The sequence below is a fragment of the Streptomyces changchenzhani genome, from assembly GCF_039766235.1.
Lineage (GTDB): Bacteria > Actinomycetota > Actinomycetes > Streptomycetales > Streptomycetaceae > Streptomyces.
Window position 1 is genome coordinate 1 of record NZ_JBDHNH010000012.1, and the last position, 15508, is coordinate 15508.

At 69.1% G+C, this 15508-nt stretch carries 16 protein-coding genes and 4 pseudogenes; 14 read left to right on the top strand and 6 right to left on the bottom strand.

Translation table 11 applies throughout. The features are described from left to right. Positions 1 to 67 precede the first annotated feature (67 nt). Positions 68 to 553, top strand: a complete 486-nt coding sequence (locus ABCR94_RS31630) for a hypothetical protein (RefSeq protein ID WP_347124088.1) — start codon at positions 68 to 70, stop codon at positions 551 to 553. 174 nt (positions 554 to 727) lie between these two features. Continuing rightward, positions 728 to 1178: pseudogene (locus ABCR94_RS31635) on the top strand (IS5 family transposase); the annotation flags it as partial. Here ABCR94_RS31635 and ABCR94_RS31640 read toward each other — a convergent pair. Beyond that, positions 1143 to 1547, bottom strand: coding sequence for a hypothetical protein (locus ABCR94_RS31640; RefSeq protein WP_347124090.1), 405 nt, complete (start codon positions 1545 to 1547; stop codon positions 1143 to 1145). The pseudogene ABCR94_RS31635 and the gene ABCR94_RS31640 overlap by 36 nt on opposite strands. A 905-nt stretch (positions 1548 to 2452) precedes the next feature. On the opposite strand from ABCR94_RS31640, the gene ABCR94_RS39275 reads away from it, so the two are divergent. Beyond that, positions 2453 to 2599, top strand: a complete 147-nt coding sequence (locus tag ABCR94_RS39275) for a hypothetical protein (RefSeq protein WP_521978283.1) — start codon at positions 2453 to 2455, stop codon at positions 2597 to 2599. Between the two features lie 44 nt (positions 2600 to 2643). Here ABCR94_RS39275 and ABCR94_RS31650 read toward each other — a convergent pair whose 3' ends face one another. Continuing rightward, positions 2644 to 3234 (bottom strand): hypothetical protein, encoded by a 591-nt coding sequence (locus ABCR94_RS31650; RefSeq protein ID WP_347124092.1) that lies wholly within the window; start codon positions 3232 to 3234, stop codon positions 2644 to 2646. A 259-nt stretch (positions 3235 to 3493) separates the two neighbouring features. On the opposite strand from ABCR94_RS31650, the gene ABCR94_RS31655 reads away from it, so the two are divergent. The 3 genes from ABCR94_RS31655 to ABCR94_RS31665 all read left to right on the top strand — a co-directional run bounded on the left by ABCR94_RS31655 (position 3494) and on the right by ABCR94_RS31665 (position 5342). Next, positions 3494 to 4021, top strand: coding sequence for a hypothetical protein (locus ABCR94_RS31655; protein WP_347124094.1), 528 nt, complete (start codon positions 3494 to 3496; stop codon positions 4019 to 4021). Between the two features lie 355 nt (positions 4022 to 4376). After that, positions 4377 to 4775, top strand: coding sequence for a DUF8189 domain-containing protein (locus tag ABCR94_RS31660; protein ID WP_347124096.1), 399 nt, complete (start codon positions 4377 to 4379; stop codon positions 4773 to 4775). Positions 4776 to 4892: 117 nt separating this feature from the next. Then, positions 4893 to 5342 carry a GNAT family N-acetyltransferase gene (locus ABCR94_RS31665; protein ID WP_347124097.1) on the top strand — a complete coding sequence of 150 codons (450 nt, stop codon included), beginning with the start codon at positions 4893 to 4895 and terminating at the stop codon, positions 5340 to 5342. Between the two features lie 3 nt (positions 5343 to 5345). On the opposite strand, the gene ABCR94_RS31670 is transcribed toward ABCR94_RS31665, so the two are convergent. The 4 genes and pseudogenes from ABCR94_RS31670 to ABCR94_RS31685 all read right to left on the bottom strand — a co-directional run. Next, positions 5346 to 5771 carry a transposase gene (locus ABCR94_RS31670; protein ID WP_347124099.1) on the bottom strand — a complete coding sequence of 142 codons (426 nt, stop codon included), beginning with the start codon at positions 5769 to 5771 and terminating at the stop codon, positions 5346 to 5348. A 132-nt stretch (positions 5772 to 5903) separates the two neighbouring features. Then, a pseudogene (locus tag ABCR94_RS31675) lies at positions 5904 to 6118 on the bottom strand (IS1380 family transposase); the annotation flags it as partial. A 142-nt stretch (positions 6119 to 6260) separates the two neighbouring features. Further along, a pseudogene (locus ABCR94_RS39280) lies at positions 6261 to 6329 on the bottom strand (hypothetical protein); the annotation flags it as partial. Positions 6330 to 6349: 20 nt separating this feature from the next. Beyond that, positions 6350 to 6640, bottom strand: a pseudogene (locus tag ABCR94_RS31685) (IMP dehydrogenase); the annotation flags it as partial. Positions 6641 to 7054: 414 nt separating this feature from the next. Here ABCR94_RS31685 and ABCR94_RS31690 point away from each other — a divergent pair. The 8 genes from ABCR94_RS31690 to ABCR94_RS31725 are packed head-to-tail and all read left to right on the top strand — an operon-like array spanning position 7055 to position 15506. After that, positions 7055 to 8404 carry a TrpB-like pyridoxal phosphate-dependent enzyme gene (locus ABCR94_RS31690; RefSeq protein WP_347124101.1) on the top strand — a complete coding sequence of 450 codons (1350 nt, stop codon included), beginning with the start codon at positions 7055 to 7057 and terminating at the stop codon, positions 8402 to 8404. Continuing rightward, on the top strand, positions 8401 to 9471 hold the full coding sequence (locus ABCR94_RS31695) for a BtrH N-terminal domain-containing protein (RefSeq protein WP_347124103.1): 1071 nt from the start codon (positions 8401 to 8403) through the stop codon (positions 9469 to 9471). Before ABCR94_RS31690 ends, ABCR94_RS31695 begins: the two co-directional genes overlap by 4 nt. A gap of 5 nt (positions 9472 to 9476) precedes the next feature. Continuing rightward, positions 9477 to 11591, top strand: a complete 2115-nt coding sequence (locus ABCR94_RS31700) for a molybdopterin-containing oxidoreductase family protein (protein WP_347124353.1) — start codon at positions 9477 to 9479, stop codon at positions 11589 to 11591. Next, positions 11569 to 12252 (top strand): class I SAM-dependent methyltransferase, encoded by a 684-nt coding sequence (locus ABCR94_RS31705; protein ID WP_347124105.1) that lies wholly within the window; start codon positions 11569 to 11571, stop codon positions 12250 to 12252. Before ABCR94_RS31700 ends, ABCR94_RS31705 begins: the two co-directional genes overlap by 23 nt. Next, the gene (locus ABCR94_RS31710) at positions 12249 to 12926 is read left to right on the top strand and encodes a hypothetical protein (protein WP_347124107.1); all 678 of its coding nucleotides are present in this window, start codon (positions 12249 to 12251) and stop codon (positions 12924 to 12926) included. Before ABCR94_RS31705 ends, ABCR94_RS31710 begins: the two co-directional genes overlap by 4 nt. Then, positions 12926 to 13900, top strand: coding sequence for a BtrH N-terminal domain-containing protein (locus ABCR94_RS31715; protein WP_347124108.1), 975 nt, complete (start codon positions 12926 to 12928; stop codon positions 13898 to 13900). Before ABCR94_RS31710 ends, ABCR94_RS31715 begins: the two co-directional genes overlap by 1 nt. Then, entirely contained in the window at positions 13897 to 15264 is a 1368-nt protein-coding gene (locus tag ABCR94_RS31720) for a phenylacetate--CoA ligase family protein (protein WP_347124109.1), read from the top strand. The genes ABCR94_RS31715 and ABCR94_RS31720 overlap by 4 nt, the downstream gene beginning before the upstream one ends. Then, the gene (locus ABCR94_RS31725) at positions 15261 to 15506 is read left to right on the top strand and encodes a ferredoxin (RefSeq protein WP_347124110.1); all 246 of its coding nucleotides are present in this window, start codon (positions 15261 to 15263) and stop codon (positions 15504 to 15506) included. Before ABCR94_RS31720 ends, ABCR94_RS31725 begins: the two co-directional genes overlap by 4 nt. The last annotated feature ends 2 nt before the right edge of the window (positions 15507 to 15508 follow it).

Consider the following 15508-nt stretch of genomic DNA (forward strand, 5'->3'; position numbering starts at 1 on the left):
GAGTAGAATGTGAGCAACTGCTCGGCCGTGGGGGGTGTCTAGGTGCCCCCCACGGCCGGCTCGTGTGGTGGGAGAAAAATTGACTGGCCGCCCGGTGCGACGAATTCCGTGGATCTTTGCCCTGCTGTCCCCCTTGATCCTGATTGCCGCGTGTGCAGCTGAGCCGGAGCTCACGACCGTGCAGGAATCGAAGATAGTCGGTGCCTGGAGCGAGGGTTCCGGTACTCAGATCACGTTCCGCGCAGACCGTACGTTCGATGCCTCGAAGCTGAACATTGGAAGTCGTCTCTACGACGGTTGCCCCTCCGGCGCCGCTAGCGGCTCATGGGCTTTCTTCGTGGACGAGGGAGAACCGGGTGGTTCCGTCTTCGCCTCGGAGGAAGCGACATCCGGTGAGAGTCTTGTATTGACGTTCCAGGAAGTACCGCAAGGTGATTGCGTAATCACGCTGAATGCGGTGGATGGTGGCAAGGCCTTGTGTGCCTCTGACGACCCGGATTTTTCGTGCCCTCTCAATATCAAGTTTACCAAGATCAAAGGTGTGAAAAATTGAACGTCGAGCGGGAGTGCTTGGCTGTGATCCGGTGGTACGAGGACGCCATCTCAGCAACTCTCGTCCGTGACCGCGGAATTAGTACTCCAGCCGTACTTCTCCATTAGTGCTGGTCAGCGGCTTGGGTGTGGGGAGTGTAGCGGGGTGGATCGCGGGACGGTCCGTCAAGACCGCCCCGCACCCGGTGGAACGGGCAGCAAGCACCACTTGATCACCGACGCAACCGGCATCCCGCTCGCTGTCACCCTGACCGGCGGCAACCGCAACGATGTCACCCAGCTCATTCCACTGTTTCAGGCAGTGCCGCCGGTGCGGGGCAAGCGAGGTCGGCCCCGACGTCGTGCTCGGTGACCGTGGCTACGACCACGACAAGTACCGGCGCCTCGTCCTCGCGCTCGGCGTGAAGCCGCTGATCGCGCGACGCGGCACCGAACACGGCTCCGGACTCGGAACCCAACGCTGGGTTGTCGAACGCGCCTTCGCCCACCTGCACTGGTTCCGCCGCCTGCGGATCCGCTGGGAGATCCGCGACGACATCCACGAAGCCTTCCTCACCCTGGGATGCGCGCTCATCTGCTGGCGACGCCTGTCACAGCTGCCCCGAGCCCTCGCCCTCCCGCAGTAGCCATTCCCTGACCGAAGGAGCACGGTCAAAGAGCTGGCTGACCTGCATGCCTTCCTCGCGTGAGGTCACCCGCGGCAGCGGGGTGAAGTCGTCGGGAAGCACATCCAGCAGACTCATCACGCGGCCTCCCGCACGCAGAGTGATCAACAGCTCGCACCGCAGCTGACGTGGAACGTCCGGGCGGTGGGACAGGCCGTGCCACAAGGCCGGCCACAAGTAGTGGATGCCATCGGACGCCGTATTCGCTTGCACCCAAGCCAGGTCCAACCGCTGACTCAGGCCGAGGTCACACGCCCGCTCCTCCAGCCTGAACAGCGAGGTCGAATCAACGGCTTTCAGCTTGCGAGGCAGCGGCTGATCGAAGTCCATCACCCCATGCTGCCCGACAGCACCCCACGACGAGGAATCGACCCCAGAGAGTCATTCCGTTAGGAGTTCTTAAGGCTCCCCGCTCGCGTGGGGTGGTTGTGCTCCCGGCGCAGTCACCGAGCGTTTCTCCCATGGAGGTGTGCTTGATCCACAGTGAGTTCCGCGTGAGGTCGGGGTGGCTTCGCCGCCGAAGTGGCGGGCATGAGGGGTTCCCGTAGGAGCGACTTTCGCGGTGGATCAGCCTGCATAACCATATGAGGAATCGATCCTGACGTTCCGCCTATGTGAGGAGCAGGCAACTGCTGTCACGGAGGGTGACAGGTTGCGCAGCAGTTGTGGGCGGCGGTGAGTCGGATGGGCGTTCATCATGCGTTGGAGAAGCGGGGGGCTCTCCTCGTCGGCGGAGGGGATGGCGTGGGCCGTATAGGGATTCCGCAATCGGTTTGTCGTCACAGCGGCAGTGGTGCAGCGAACGCTGCACCGCATCCGTTTGAACTGGATCGAGCGGGATACAGCCGGACTGAAACAGGCTGGTATGTCCCGGTCCTCCGAGAGAACTGCAGGTGAGGCGCGTCACCGGTTTGGGTTCGAGTCCCACCCGCCCCACCGTGCACGCCCAGGCAGAATCGTTCTGACCTGGGGAAACGCATTTTGCGGGGGCATTTCGCGTGCAGCGAACGCGAGTTCTCGCCCATGGAAGATGAGCCCGGTGCGGCTGTGACCTGGGGCTTTGCAGCGATGCCGCCGTGGGAGCGTCGTGGACCGGTCCCACCCGCCTGGACGCGGTTCGCCGACAGGAACAACGACATGTTGAGTGCCGGCCTGAAGCTGCCGGACCAGGAGATCGCGGAGCGCCTGGAGCAGTTGCCCGCATGGGAGCGGGTCGGGAACGAGATCACGCGGACATGGATCTGCGGTGGGACCACGTGCGTTTCGCCATCACGACGCACGACGCGGGCCACGTGCTGACGGCGGCGGACTTCGATGTTGTGGCTGCACAGCAGCCAGCAGGAGCGCCAAGGCGCTTCACGGCGGTGATGAGGGTGCGGTAGGGGCGCCCATTGCGCGGGTTGCCGGCTATGGGCGCCACCTCCAGCTACTTGGCGGGCACGGTCCACTCGCGGGGGACTTCGAGTTCGGCGGGCGCGTACACGACGCTGTTGGGCCGGTTGCTGCCGGGTACGGGGAAGACGAGCTTGCCGCGGACGCACTTGCCGACCGTCAGCTTCGTCTCGAGGGGGTACTCAGGCTTGGGGAAGTCGTCCCAGGTGCTGCTGGAGGGCTCGATGCGCGTGCCATCCCCGTAGGCGAGCGTCCACGGCTCCGTCGTCGCGGTGAAGTTGCCCTTCGTGCTGCAGGTCTTGATCTCGACGTAGGCCCACACGTAGTCCTTGTTGTCGACCTCCTCGGCTGCCGAGCCGACGGAGCGCACGCCCTGCTTGTAGTCGAAGACGGTCACCGCGCCGGCGATGGCTTCCTCGAACTCCTCGGTGCTCTCGAACTCCCAGGCGTCGCCGAATTCGAAGATGGTCTGCTGCGTCGGGCTGGGCTCCGGCTCGGCGGCCTCGGAGGCGTCGGCCGCCGATGGCGTGCTGCTGCTCTTCGCCTCGGGCTTGTCGACGCCGCCGCAGGCGGTGAGGGCAGCGAGGAGAAGAGCAGCGAGAACGGCGGTGGAGCGGGTGCGCATGTGTCCCCCAGGGCGTTGTGTGACGAGAGGGGCATCATGCGACTGTTCGGCACCATGTGGTGACGGTATGGCCGTTCTGTGACGTGCCGAAGGCCCCGACTGGGGCGCTTGAGTTCCGGGGTGGCGATGGCGACGCTGCGTTGCGTTCAGTGAGGGGGCCTTCTACGGATGGGGAGGATGCTCAGGGCCATGACGGTGCCGTCGGCAGGAGGCGGCCGCGCGGGACGAAGCGGCGGGGCTCCGGCGTGAGATCGACGCGTTGAACGAGCGTCTGGCGGACGCCGAGGAGCGTCTGGCCCGGTTGGAGATCACCCGGGAGACGGTCGCCGAGATCCTCGGCGGGGCAGACGCGGATCAGGTGGAGGCGGCTGCGGCCACGGCGCTGGTGATGACCGCAGATGCGTCGCGGGTCGGGGTGCTGACGGTGCCACCGTGGCGCCCGGGTATCGCAGTGACGGTGCTGCCGACGGCGTATCAGGACCTTGTCGAGGTCCTGGTCGATGCCGGGCATCCGCTGCGGGTCGGCCAGGTGGCTGCCGCGGCCGGGTTGAGCACCGACAAGTCGAAGGTCGAGGGGCTGCGTGCGAAGTTGAAACGGCTCGTGGACCGCGGCTGGCTGACCGAGGACGGGCCGGGCCGCTTCACGACGGCCGGCCGACAGAACGGGACGGAGTCGTCAAGGCGGCAACGGGAGCAGGGCTCTTCTCTCTGGACCCGTACTTCGCGGGTGGCCGTTTCAGGTCTGTGGCCAGCGGGTTTGTGTGATGTCGGTGTCGAGGAGGTCTAGGAGGTCGAGGAGGTGGAGTTGGACGCCGCGGTTGATGTCTCGGTGGCCGATGTCCGGACGTTGGCGGTCAGCGTGCACCGATAGGCCACCGCAGAGAAGCCTCTCCTCTGTGGATGGTGGTGAGCAGTTTCGGCGTCGGCGGGAAGTTCGTGCCCGACGGCGGAAGCCCGGGCAACTGCGCGGTTTCCCTCGCGGGACCCGCCCAGTCCGGACGGTGGTGAAACGTCAGCAGGGCGTGAGCGCCACATCAGCGCCCTGCTTCATGCTTACAACGGCTGGCGGGCACGCGAACCGATTTCGTGAACGCGTCGCGCCTGAGCGGGCTCTGACCGTCGGCATTGCTGAAGGAGCAACCATGAGACTGAAGAAGTGCAAGGCGGCTGTCCTGGTGGCGGTCGCCGTGGCGGGCCTCGCCGTCGCGACGACACCGGCCCACGCGAGCGAATGCCAGCGCGGTGGCGGCGTCATCATCTGCGAGTTCGGTGTCGCCAAGTACACCCACCCCAATGGTTCGCGCGAGGAGTGGGCCATCGGTGTCGACTCCGCCGTGTGGCACCGCTGGACGAACGCCAACGGATCCTGGACCGGGTGGAGTTCTCTGGGCGGCATCGCCAGATCCGGCCCCCACGTGAATACGTACCCCGACAGCGACGTCATCTCCATTTCGGTGCGCGGCACCAACAACGACACGTGGTTCAGGACGCGCCACGCGAACGGCAGCTGGAGCCCTTGGGAGAACGACGACTGTTGCTAGTGCGGATCAGGCAACGTTTGCCCTGCTGACGGTTTGTCGTAACCGTTGGGCGGGAGCGATACCGCTCCAACATCGGCGGTGTGGGAGGCTGATCCAGTGTCTGTAACCCTCCGCCACTTGGACGCCCGAGTCTTCCCTGCCTGGCTCGAACGCAGTCGAGCCGAGTACGCAAAAGATCTCGTCACTGCGGGGCAAACGTCCGAGGATGCCTACCGGCATGCGGACGAAAGCATGGCTCGCTCTTTTCCCTCCGGTACACCCGGCCCGGGGCACGCGGTCTTCGACGTGGTCGATGACGCCGGGCTAACCGTCGGCTACCTCTGGATCGGACCAGACACGAGCGGCAACGCCGACTCCTGGTGGATCTGGGACATCGTGATCGACGCCGACAAGCGTGGTCGGGGCTTCGGGCGAATGGCCATGGTCCTCGGCGAGGAATACGCCCGGGCGCAGGGCGCTCATACCCTTGGTCTCAGTGTCTTTGGGTTCAACACGGGTGCGCGCGGCCTTTACGAGTCGCTTGGCTACGAGACGACCTCGGTCAAGATGCTCAAGCGACTCGACTGAGGTTCAGGCAACGTTTGCTCTGTCGACGAGAGCGCGTAGGCGCTGGTCGTCGGCGTGGCGGTTTCGCCAGATGATGTAACGGCGGATCATGCTGCCCTGTTCCTTGTGGCCGGCGTGGTCGGTGCCGTCGAGGGTGAAGTAGCGCAGGGCGGTGAACTGGGCCTCCATGCGGTTCAGCCAGGAGGAGTTGGTAGGGGTGTAGGCGATCTCGACGTTGTTCGCTGCCGCCCAGGTGCCGACCCGCTGGCACTTCTTCGTGGTCAGGTGGGGTGAGAAGTTGTCGCAGACGATCGCGATCCGCACCTCTCGCGGGTAGAGCGAGCGCAGGTAGCGGCAGAACGCCAGGAACTGGCGCGCCGCCACTGTCGCGCCGGAAGTGCGGCAGCGGTTCGAACGGGACCACCCCCGCACGCGCGGGGACCACGACATCGCGGAATTTGGGGCCGCTGGGCGGCTGCGCGAGGTGGTGCCGGCCGGTGGACATGGTGAGGGCCCGACGCGGGGGCGGGTTCTCCAAGGTCCTTGAGTCGAGGTGGACGGGGGCGGCGAGTCAGGTGGCGGGGCGGGGAAGCGGCTGAAGCCGGTGGTCTTGCCGCACCGGATGCGGTCCTCGACGGTGGCGTGTCCGTGGTGGCGGACCTCCAGGAACCGGGCAGAGCCGGAGGTGATCGGGGTGTCGGTGATGAGGTCCTGGTGCCGCATGCCCTCGTCCCGGTCGAAGAGCGAGAGCTGGGCTCCGGGTGGGGACGTTCGCGGTGGACGATGATGCGGGTGCCCAGCCGAAGCTGCCTCCGTCTGCTTCACGTTGAGCCGGTTGCCCAGTGGGTCTCGACGGCGTGGGCGACCAAGGCCGCTTCCGTCCAGTCGCTGAGGGGCGCGCAGCCCGCTGGAGCGGCAGTAGAAGGCGGGGAAGTCGTCGGAGCCGTGGGCGATGACAGGTACGCCTTGGGTCTCCAGGAACTCCAGGGCCAGACCGAGGTCCAGGATCTTCGGCCGTGGTGACCGCGGCGACCAGCTCCCACTCCTTTTCCTCCCTCGGCGACCTGGTCGAGGGGCACGGTGAGGTCGAAGACCTTGCCCGGCAGGCGGAGGCCCGGCAGGACGCGCTGTCGACCAGGCCGGGGAGGCAGCGGCGTACGGGGGCGGGGCCGCCGCGCCGTCCGACGTGGGAGAAGGACAGTTCCTGTCCGTCGATGCCGACCTCGCTCGGGACGCCCCCAAAGCCGACATTGCCTGGGCCGGGCGGAGCGCATGGCCTGCGTTGTGCCTGCGCGATCCAGCACGCTGTCGGCGCCGATGTCGTCGGAACCGGCCGGCTTGACGGAGGGTCAGTGGCCGCTCGACAGGGCATCTCGCGGAGTCCGGCGGCGATGTTGGTGCGGTCGGCAGCACGGAGATCAATTAGCCTTCGCGCGGAGATCGATTACCGGTCCCGTAAAGATTCATAAGGGCATCGCCGCAGCGCGGTAATGATCACTTTTTGCGATCAAGGGAGCGGAATTCGATATTCTGATGAGGGGGCAATCGCCACGCCGACAGCGGGTCCACGGCGCCCTTTCTATGCCTCTGATCTGCTGTTCTGGCTCTCCTCGGGCAGGATCAATAACGGATGATGAACTCCTCGCGATGCGGACGGAATGCCTCCCCCTTGACGGGGTACGAGCGCTCTGCGATTGTCCTCTTCATTCCAGCGTTGGGGTCTCGGGGGGGATATGACGAGCAATGCGCGTGCGCGTTTCGCTGCGGAATCCGACGCTCGGCCTGCGCCTGCCCCGATCGAACTTCCCACGCACTGGTACCACTTCCTGCCCGACCTGCCGGCCCCGCTGCCGCCCGTCAAGGACGAGGGCACGCCGTCGGCCGCCGACATCGCCCGGCAGGTGCGGCCGAAGGCCCTGCTCGACCAGGACCGGCCGACCGAGCGGTGGGTGCCGATCCCCGAGCCGGTCGCCGACCGGCTGCGCCGGATCGGCCGCCCCACACCGCTGCACCGGGTGCGGGCGCTGGAGACCGAACTCGGCACGCGGGCCCGCATCTACCTCAAGCGTGAGGACGTTCTGCCGACCGGCAGCTTCAAACTCAACTCGGCCATCGCACAGGCGCACTACGCGGCCGAAGAGGGCCGGACCACCCTGGTCACCGAGACCGGCGCGGGCCAGTGGGGGATGAGTGTGGCGCTGGCCGCTTCCCTGCTCGGCCTTGACAGTGAGATCTTCATGGTCCGCTGCTCGCTGGACCAGAAGCCCTACCGGCGCCACTACATGGAGCTGTTGGGCGCCACCGTCCGCGCGTCACCGTCCCCGGACACGTTATTCGGCCGGGAGCTGCTCGCCCGCTCCCCCGGCCATCCGGGGAGCCTGGGGACGGCTATCAGCGACGCCATCCGGTACGCGCTCGATCTCGGGCCCGGGGCCGCCTACCTGTCCGGCAGCGGGGTGCCCCACGTGTACCTGCACCAGACCCTGCTCGGCCTCGAAGTCCAGGCGCAGCTCGCGGCGCTGGACGAGCCGATCGGCGTCCCCGGGCGCGGCGACCACCTCATCGCCTGCTCGGGCGGCGGCAGCAATCTGTGCGGCCTCATCGGCCCCTTCCTCGGCTCGCTCGGCGACGGAAGCCGTGACCTGCGCCTGCTCGCCGCAGAGTCCACGGCCGCGCCGCGGCTGACGGCAGGGCGCTACCAGTACGGCCGCTCCGATCTCGCGGGACTCACCCCCGAGGTCCTCGGGTACTCCATGGGGCCCGACTTCGTCCCGCCGCCGGTGCACACCGCCGGGCTGCGGAACCACCACAGTTCCAGCGTGGTCAGCCTGCTGCGTCACGAAGGCCTGCTCGACGCGGTGGCGATCGAGGAGAAACGCGCGCTGGAGGCGGGACGCCTGCTCCTGCGGACCGAGGGACTGCTCCTCGCGCCCGAGTCCACGCACGCGCTCGCGGCGGCCGTCGACGTGGCGGCGCGGGCCGATGAGACCGCCGCGGATCCGGTGATCGTGGTGCTCGCCAGCGGTTCGGGACTGCTCGACCTGCAGAGCTACGCCGAGGTGCTGTCGGGGAGCGTCCGATGAGCGCGGCCGCACGGCCGGCCGGCCGTCCCCGGGGCGCGATGCTCGACGGCTTCAGGCCGGTGCCGGGCGTGCACTGCGAGACGACGATGCTCAACAACATGCTGCGGCACGCGGGCATCGACGTCTCGGAGGCTCTGGTCTTCGGCCTGGGGCAGGGGATCGACGCCCAGTTCTTCCCGCCCCCGCCGCACGTGCCGGTCCCCCCGATGCTGACGGGACGCGTCGGCTCGGGCCGTATCGCCGAGAACGCGTGCGCTGCCATGGGCCTGAGCCTGGCCACCGTGCAGGAGGCCGACGACGCCGGCGCCCACGCGCAGGCGATCTCGGCGTTATCGGCGGGTCAGGTCGTAGGGGTGACGGTCGACATCTTCCACCTGGACTACTTCGCCTCCCGCACCCACTTCTCGGCCCACTGCCTCGCCCTGCACGGGCTCGACGCGTCGACGGCGTACGTGGTCGACACCACACAGCAGGGCGGCGCCCAGGAGCTGCCGCTGGAGTCCTTCACCCGGGCCCGGGCCTCCAACGAGGGCTTCATGCCGTCCCCGCGGCTGCACTGGCACCTCGACGGCGGCCGCGACCCGCTGCCGGGCGGCGCGGCGGACCTCGTCCCACAGGTGTGGCCCGCCGTCCACGGCGCCGCCGCCCGCTGTCTGGACCGCGGGCGGGGCGACGACCGGGGGATACCCGCCCTGCGCCGGGCGGCCCAGGAGATACCCGGCTGGCAGCGACTGCCCCGCAGCGAGGTGATGATCCCCGAGACCGCGCGGTTCTGGCGGTTCGCGGGGACCGGTGGCACCAACTTCCGCGGCCTGTACGCGGAGTTCCTCGCCGAGGCCCACGCCCTGACCGGCGACGCGGATCTGCTGCCGAGCCTGACCCGGTTCGAGGAGATCGTCACGGCGTGGACGGAACTCATCGACCACCTGACCGCCTACCCCGAGGCGCTGGACCGCGCCGCGCACCTGAAGGTGGCCGCCGCCCGGCTCCACGCCGTCGCGGACGCCGAGGAAGCGGTCTTCGGGCGGCTCCTGGAACTGTCCCGCGACCGGGTCGGGGCGGTGTGAGCGCGATGGGTCCCGGACGTACGACCACGGTGAAGACGGTGTGCCGGATGTGCCACGGAGGCTGCGGCGCGCTCGTGGAGCTGACCGACGGAGTGCCCACCGGGATCTCCGGCGACCCGGAGAACCCGACGAGTAGCGGCTACTTCTGCATCAAGGGCAAGGCGTCCCTGGACCTCGTCAGCAGCCCGGACCGGCTCCGGAGCCCGCTGGTCAGGACCGGGCCGCGCGGGAGCGGCTCGTTCCGCCCGGTCGGTTGGGACGAGGCGCTCGACCAGGTGGCCCGCAACCTCCGGAACAGCATGGAGCGCTTCGGTCCCGAGTCGGTGGTCTTCGGCCAGGGCACTGACCGCAACTACCAGGAGTGGGTCTTTCGGCTCGCGAACGCCCTCGGCACGCCCAACGTGGTGGGGCCGGCCCATGTGTGCTTCTACCCGCGCGTCATGGCGTCGATCCTCACCTACGGGGGCTTCACGTTCTGCGACTACGCCGGGGACCCGGAGGTGGCCCTGCTCTGGGGCAGCAACAAGCTCAACACGCACTCCGACGGTGTCATCGGCGTCGGTCTCATGCGCGCCCTGGAACGTGGCACCCGCCTGGTGGTCATCGACCCCAGGCGGACCCGTACCGCCCAGCGTGCGGATCTCCACCTGCAGCTCAGGCCGGGCACCGACACCGCGCTCGCGCTCGGTCTCGTCCATCTGCTGATCGCCAACGGCTGGTACGACGCCGGGTTCGTCGCCCGGCACACCTCCGGCTTCGAAGCGCTGGAGCGTCATGTCCGCTCGTACGACCTCAAGACGGTGGCCGGGATCACCGGGCTCGAACCGGACCTCATCGAGGCCGCGGCCAGGATGTACGCGCAGGCGTCCCGCGCCTGCATCGAGGCCGGCACGGGCCTCTCGCAGTGCGACAACGCCTTCGACACCCACCGCACGATCGCCGTCCTGACCGCCCTGACCGGGAATCTCGACGCTCCCGGCGGGGACGTCATCTGGGACCCCATGCCCATCGAGGGCCGTCGGGGGTTCCCCCGGACCGACCTGCTGTCCGAGGAGCAGGCGGCCAAGCGCATCGGCGGCACCGCGCACAAGGTGCTCTCCATGACCGGCTGGGTGGCCCCGGCGGACCTCCAGGAGGCGATCCTGCGCGAGCGTCCCTACCGGGTCAGCTCCATGGTGGTCTTCGGCTCCAACCCGCTGGTCTCGTACGAGAATGCGACGGCCACCAGGGCGGCTCTCGCCAAGCTCGACTTCCTGGCCGTCGCCGACATGTTCATGACGCCCTCGGCGAAGCTGGCCGACGTCGTGCTCCCGGCCTCCTCCTGGCTGGAGCGCGACCAGATCGTGGAGTTCAACTCCTACCTCGCGGCCCGGCAGCGGGTGACGACCGTGGAGGGCGCCCGGTCCGACGAGGAGATGATCATCGGGCTGGCGCACCGCCTCGGCGTCGGACAGCACTTCTACCCGAGCGTCGAAGACGCGCTGGACGCCAAGCTGAGCGGCATCGGCCTGACATGGCGGCAGTTCAAGGAGGTCGGCCACCTCCCCAACACCAAGCAGTACCGCAAGTACGCGGACGCCGGCTTCCGCACCCGCTCCGGCCGGGTGGAACTCGCCCACCGAGGGCTCGAAGCCATGGGGTACGACGCGCTGCCGACCTTCCGGCCGCCGCCCGCCACCACGGACGAGCTGCCGTTCGTCATGACCAGCGCGCACAACCTCCAGTTCTTCAACACCGAGTTCCGGCAGCTCCCCACCACGGCCCACCGCTACCGGGAACCGCGCGTGACGCTCCACCCCCGGGCCGCCGAGCGCCTGGAGGTGGCCGACGGGGACCAGGTGGAGATCTACCGGGACCCGGACCGTCCCGGCGTGGTGATGAGGGCCCAGGTGTCCGACGCGGTGGCCCCCGACGTGATCGTCGCGGACGCCGGCTGGTGGTACCCGGACGAGGACGACATCGACGCGGCCACCCGGTCGTCGATCAACCGGATCACGGACAGCGACCGCCGCGACCCGTACATGGGCAGCTCGATGCTGCGGGGCGTGCCTGTCGGGCTGTGCCGGGTCGCGGACCCACGGACGGAAGGGGGTGCCCATGGCAGGCATCCGGGGCACTGACCGGATTCACGAGACCGAGGACGGGCTGCAGGGGCCCGAACTGGCGCTCAAGTACGACGAGATGCAGCGTCACATCCGGGACCGCGGCTGGCTGCAGGAGAAGGTCGACAGTGTCCTGAACGCCGGCATCGACTCCGGGCGCGTGCTGGAGGCCGGCTGCGGCCCCGGTTACCTCGGCCTCGAATGGGTCATCCAGGCCACCGGCGGCACCCTGGTCGGTATCGACATCTCCCCGGCGATGCTCGACCGGGCGCGGACCAACGCCGGCGCCTACGGGGTGTCGTCCCGCACCGACTACACCCTCGCCGACGTCCTGGACCTGCCGTTTCCCGACGCGTCCTTCGATCACGCCTTCAGCTCGGCGTCCCTGCACGAATGGTCCGACCCGGTCAGGGCGCTGCGCGAGATATACCGCCTCGTGCGCCCCGGCGGCGCGTTCTGCGTCTCCGATCTCCGCCGGGACATCGACCGGACCACGTTCCAGTTCATGAAGGCCAACATCGCCGTCGACATGCGTCCCGGGTTCCGCACGTCGGTCCGGTCCGCATACACGGTCCCCGAGGCCGCCGATCTGCTCCGGCAAGCCGGAATCCGAGCCGACAGCGTGACGGCGGTGCAGATGGGACTGGTGATCGCGGGACGGAAGGAGAAGGAGTCATGACCACAGCCACCGGCAGCCATCCCTCCGCCCACCGAGGTGAGGCGGGCACGTTCCCGACCGACCCCGAGTTCCCGGCCGTATGGCGTGAACTGCTCGCCGAGTCCGCGGCCTGGACCCAGGTCGACTGCGCGTCGTACCTGCGCGCCTGGTGCGGTCGGTCGCCCGCGGACGTTGCCGCGCGGTTCGCGGGGGTGAACCACATCGGCGTCTATCTCGGCGACTACTCCTCCGACGAGGAGGTGTTCCGCTGGCACTCCTACCTGGAGGACCTGCAGCGCGCCGGGGAGCTGACCGCGGTCGAGATGGGCCCGTCCTACATCTCCCCCCGGCAGTACGGGACACCCGGCTGGTGGCTGTCGGTGGCCCTGCCCGACGGCCGGGTGATCGAGACCTTCACCTGCCGGCACTTCGGCGCCTGGCAGAGCAGGCCCGTCCCCGAACGCCGGCGCCTGATGTCGCACGTCGCCCTGGAGGTGTCCAGCGCAGAGGACGTCCAGGCGGTCCTCAGCGGACTGGAACGGGACATCGAGCACGTCGAGGCCATCGCCTACACCGAGGCCGACGAAGTGGGACACACCTACGGGCACCTGCGCAACAACACCACCCAGTCGGTGCTGGAAGTCGTCTACGACGCCGCGAAGAAGGAAGGCGTCGCGGCCACGGGGGAGGTCTGATGGTGAACTGGCTGTCCGGCGAGCACTGCGAATCGAGCGCCCTGGTCAACATGTTGCGCCCCCGTGGCATCGACATCAGCGAACCGCTGGTCTTCGGCCTGGGCCGCGGTCTGTCGTTCCTCTACTGGCACTCCAAGCAGATGCCGGCCCCGTTCCTCGGGGGCCGCGTCAAGCCCGACCACCTGATCCGGAACGCCACGCGCGCCCTCGCCGTCGAACTGCGCGAGAGCGAGACCACCTCGCAGGCCAAGGCCGAACGGGAACTCCTCGCCGCCCTGGAGACCGGCGAGGTGGTCGGCCTCAAGCTGGACCGCTTCCACCTGGACTACGCCGAGGACAGCTACCACTTCGCGGCCCACTACCTGGCGTGCATCGGGTACGCGTCCGATACGTACAGCGTCGTCGAGACCCGCGGACTGGGGGTCCGCACCACCAGCCGGGAGAGCCTCGCCCGGGCCCGGGCGGCGAAGGGGCCGATGAGCTCGCGCAGCCTGGCGTTCCGCCTCGGCGACTCCGACTTCGACCCGGCGGACCTGCCTGCCGCCTGCCGCGAGGCGGTCGCGGCGACCGCGCACGACTTCCTCAATCCGCCGATCACCAACATGGGGCACAAGGGCTTCCAGAAGGCCGCCCAGGCCGTACGCGGCTGGTGCGACACCCTCGACGACCCGGCGGCCGCGTTCACCTTCCTGTCCCACAGCATCGAGGACGGCGGCACCGGCGGCGGATTCTTCCGCACCCTGTGGGCCGACTTCCTCGACGAGGCGGCCGAGCTGGCCGTCGAACCGGCCTACGCGGCCGCCGCCGACACCTACCGCGGACTGTCGGCCCGCTGGACCCGCATCGCGCACCTGCTGCGCGACGAGTCCGACCCGGCGGCGCTCCGCAAGGCCGCCGACGCGGTCGCCGCCACCCTGACCGACCTGGGACAGGCCGAACGCGACGCGATGACGAAGCTGGCGGACATGCCATGACGACGCCGACGGACCACCGGGCGACCCGGACGGAGCAGCTGCACAACGTGATCGCGGCCCGCCGCCGGGTAGCGCGCCGGGTCGCGGACGTGGCGTCCCTGGACCGCGAGGGGCTCAGCAGGTGGGCGGCGTTCGCCCTCGCGCGGACCGTGGCCCACGCGCACCGCAACTCGCCCTTCTACTCCGGCCGCATCGCCGGGTCCCTCGTGGAGGCCGTGGCCGCTGACCCCGAGGCGTTCCGGTCGGTGCCCTTCACGACCCGGCAGGACCTCGCCGCGGCCTACCCGCTCGGTCTGCTGGCGGTCCCCCTGCGCGAGGTGACCCGGTTCGACGAGAGCTCGGGGACGGGCGACGGCAACTCGATCGCCGCCTTCTTCTCCGCCGACGACTGGGTCGAGAACAACCTCATCGTGGCCCACCTCCTCTCCGCGGTGCTCGACGACGCCGACGTGGTCGCCGTCGCCGTCCCGTACGAGCTGGCGGGGGTCGGCCAGGACCTGGACCGTGCCCTGGAACTGCTCGGATGCACGATCGTGCCGCTCGGCGCGGCGTCGCCCGGTTGCCCTCCGGAGCGCATGGTGCAGGCCCTGCGGCGCTCCGGGGCCACGACGCTGGTCTGCTCGGGCACCCGCGCGCTGCTGCTCGGTGAGGTGGCGCGGCGCTGCGGACTCGACCCGGCCCGTGACCTCGCGGTCGACAAGATCCTCACCGCCGGCGAAGGGGCCTCGCCCGCCAAGAAGGCGCTGCTCGCCGGTCAGTGGGACGCCTCCGTCTACTCGATGTTCGGCATGACCGAGACCAACACGCTCGCCATGTTCTGCGCCCGGCAGGACCTCCACCTGGTCGAGACGCGGACGTTCTTCGAGATCGTCGATCCCGTCACCGGACAGCGGCTCCCCGACGGCGAGACCGGCGAACTCGCCGTGACCACGCTCGCCAGCCGGGCGATGCCGCTGCTGCGCTACCGCACCGGCGACACCTGCCGGATCGAGGCCGAGCCGTGCCCGTGCGGCTCGCCGCTGCGCCGGCTGCGCCACCGCGGCCGGCTGGGGGACCGCATCGCGGTCGGCCGGGGCTGGGCCTCCCAGCTGGAGATCGAGGACGTCGTGCTCGGCGCACTGATCCGGGCCCCGTACTTCTTCGCGTTCGACGTCGACGGGCCCGTCCTCGACATCGCCCTGCCGCCCGACAGCGCGGCCGACAAGCGGACCCGGGACGCGATCACCGCGGAGGCCGCCCGGCGGTTCGGGGCCGACACCCGATTCAGCGTCCTGGACGTCCCGGCCTTCGAGCACGCGCTGCGCACCTCCGCCAAGCCGACCATGCGGAACTTCCTGCGCGCCCCGGGGGAGCGGACGTCATGACAGAGGCCCCGCTCCCCGGCCGGCTGCCGCTGGAAGGCCGGTTCCACATCGACGACACCTGTATCGACTGCCAGCTCTGCCGCGACCTCGCCCCCGACAACTTCGAGAGCGACCCCGACAACGAGACCCACTACGTCCACAAGCAGCCCGAGGACGAGGGCGAACTCGACTGCGTGCTCGACGCCTACGAGTCGTGCCCCAGCAACTCCATCCGTTTCCTGCACATCTCCACCGAGGAGTGACC

Bases quoted from the DNA above. Each gene is read 5' to 3' on its own strand.
- ABCR94_RS31690 (WP_347124101.1), top strand. From the start codon at position 7,055: ATGACGAGCAATGCGCGTGCGCGTTTCGCTGCGGAATCCGACGCTCGG.
- ABCR94_RS39275 (WP_521978283.1), top strand. From the start codon at position 2,453: ATGGATCTGCGGTGGGACCACGTGCGTTTCGCCATCACGACGCACGAC.
- ABCR94_RS31700 (WP_347124353.1), top strand. From the start codon at position 9,477: ATGGGTCCCGGACGTACGACCACGGTGAAGACGGTGTGCCGGATGTGC.
- ABCR94_RS31695 (WP_347124103.1), top strand. From the start codon at position 8,401: ATGAGCGCGGCCGCACGGCCGGCCGGCCGTCCCCGGGGCGCGATGCTC.
- ABCR94_RS31715 (WP_347124108.1), top strand. From the start codon at position 12,926: ATGGTGAACTGGCTGTCCGGCGAGCACTGCGAATCGAGCGCCCTGGTC.
- ABCR94_RS31705 (WP_347124105.1), top strand. From the start codon at position 11,569: ATGGCAGGCATCCGGGGCACTGACCGGATTCACGAGACCGAGGACGGG.
- ABCR94_RS31650 (WP_347124092.1), bottom strand. From the start codon at position 3,234: ATGCGCACCCGCTCCACCGCCGTTCTCGCTGCTCTTCTCCTCGCTGCC.
- ABCR94_RS31720 (WP_347124109.1), top strand. From the start codon at position 13,897: ATGACGACGCCGACGGACCACCGGGCGACCCGGACGGAGCAGCTGCAC.
- ABCR94_RS31660 (WP_347124096.1), top strand. From the start codon at position 4,377: ATGAGACTGAAGAAGTGCAAGGCGGCTGTCCTGGTGGCGGTCGCCGTG.
- ABCR94_RS31725 (WP_347124110.1), top strand. From the start codon at position 15,261: ATGACAGAGGCCCCGCTCCCCGGCCGGCTGCCGCTGGAAGGCCGGTTC.
- ABCR94_RS31640 (WP_347124090.1), bottom strand. From the start codon at position 1,547: ATGGACTTCGATCAGCCGCTGCCTCGCAAGCTGAAAGCCGTTGATTCG.
- ABCR94_RS31710 (WP_347124107.1), top strand. From the start codon at position 12,249: ATGACCACAGCCACCGGCAGCCATCCCTCCGCCCACCGAGGTGAGGCG.
- ABCR94_RS31670 (WP_347124099.1), bottom strand. From the start codon at position 5,771: ATGTCGTGGTCCCCGCGCGTGCGGGGGTGGTCCCGTTCGAACCGCTGC.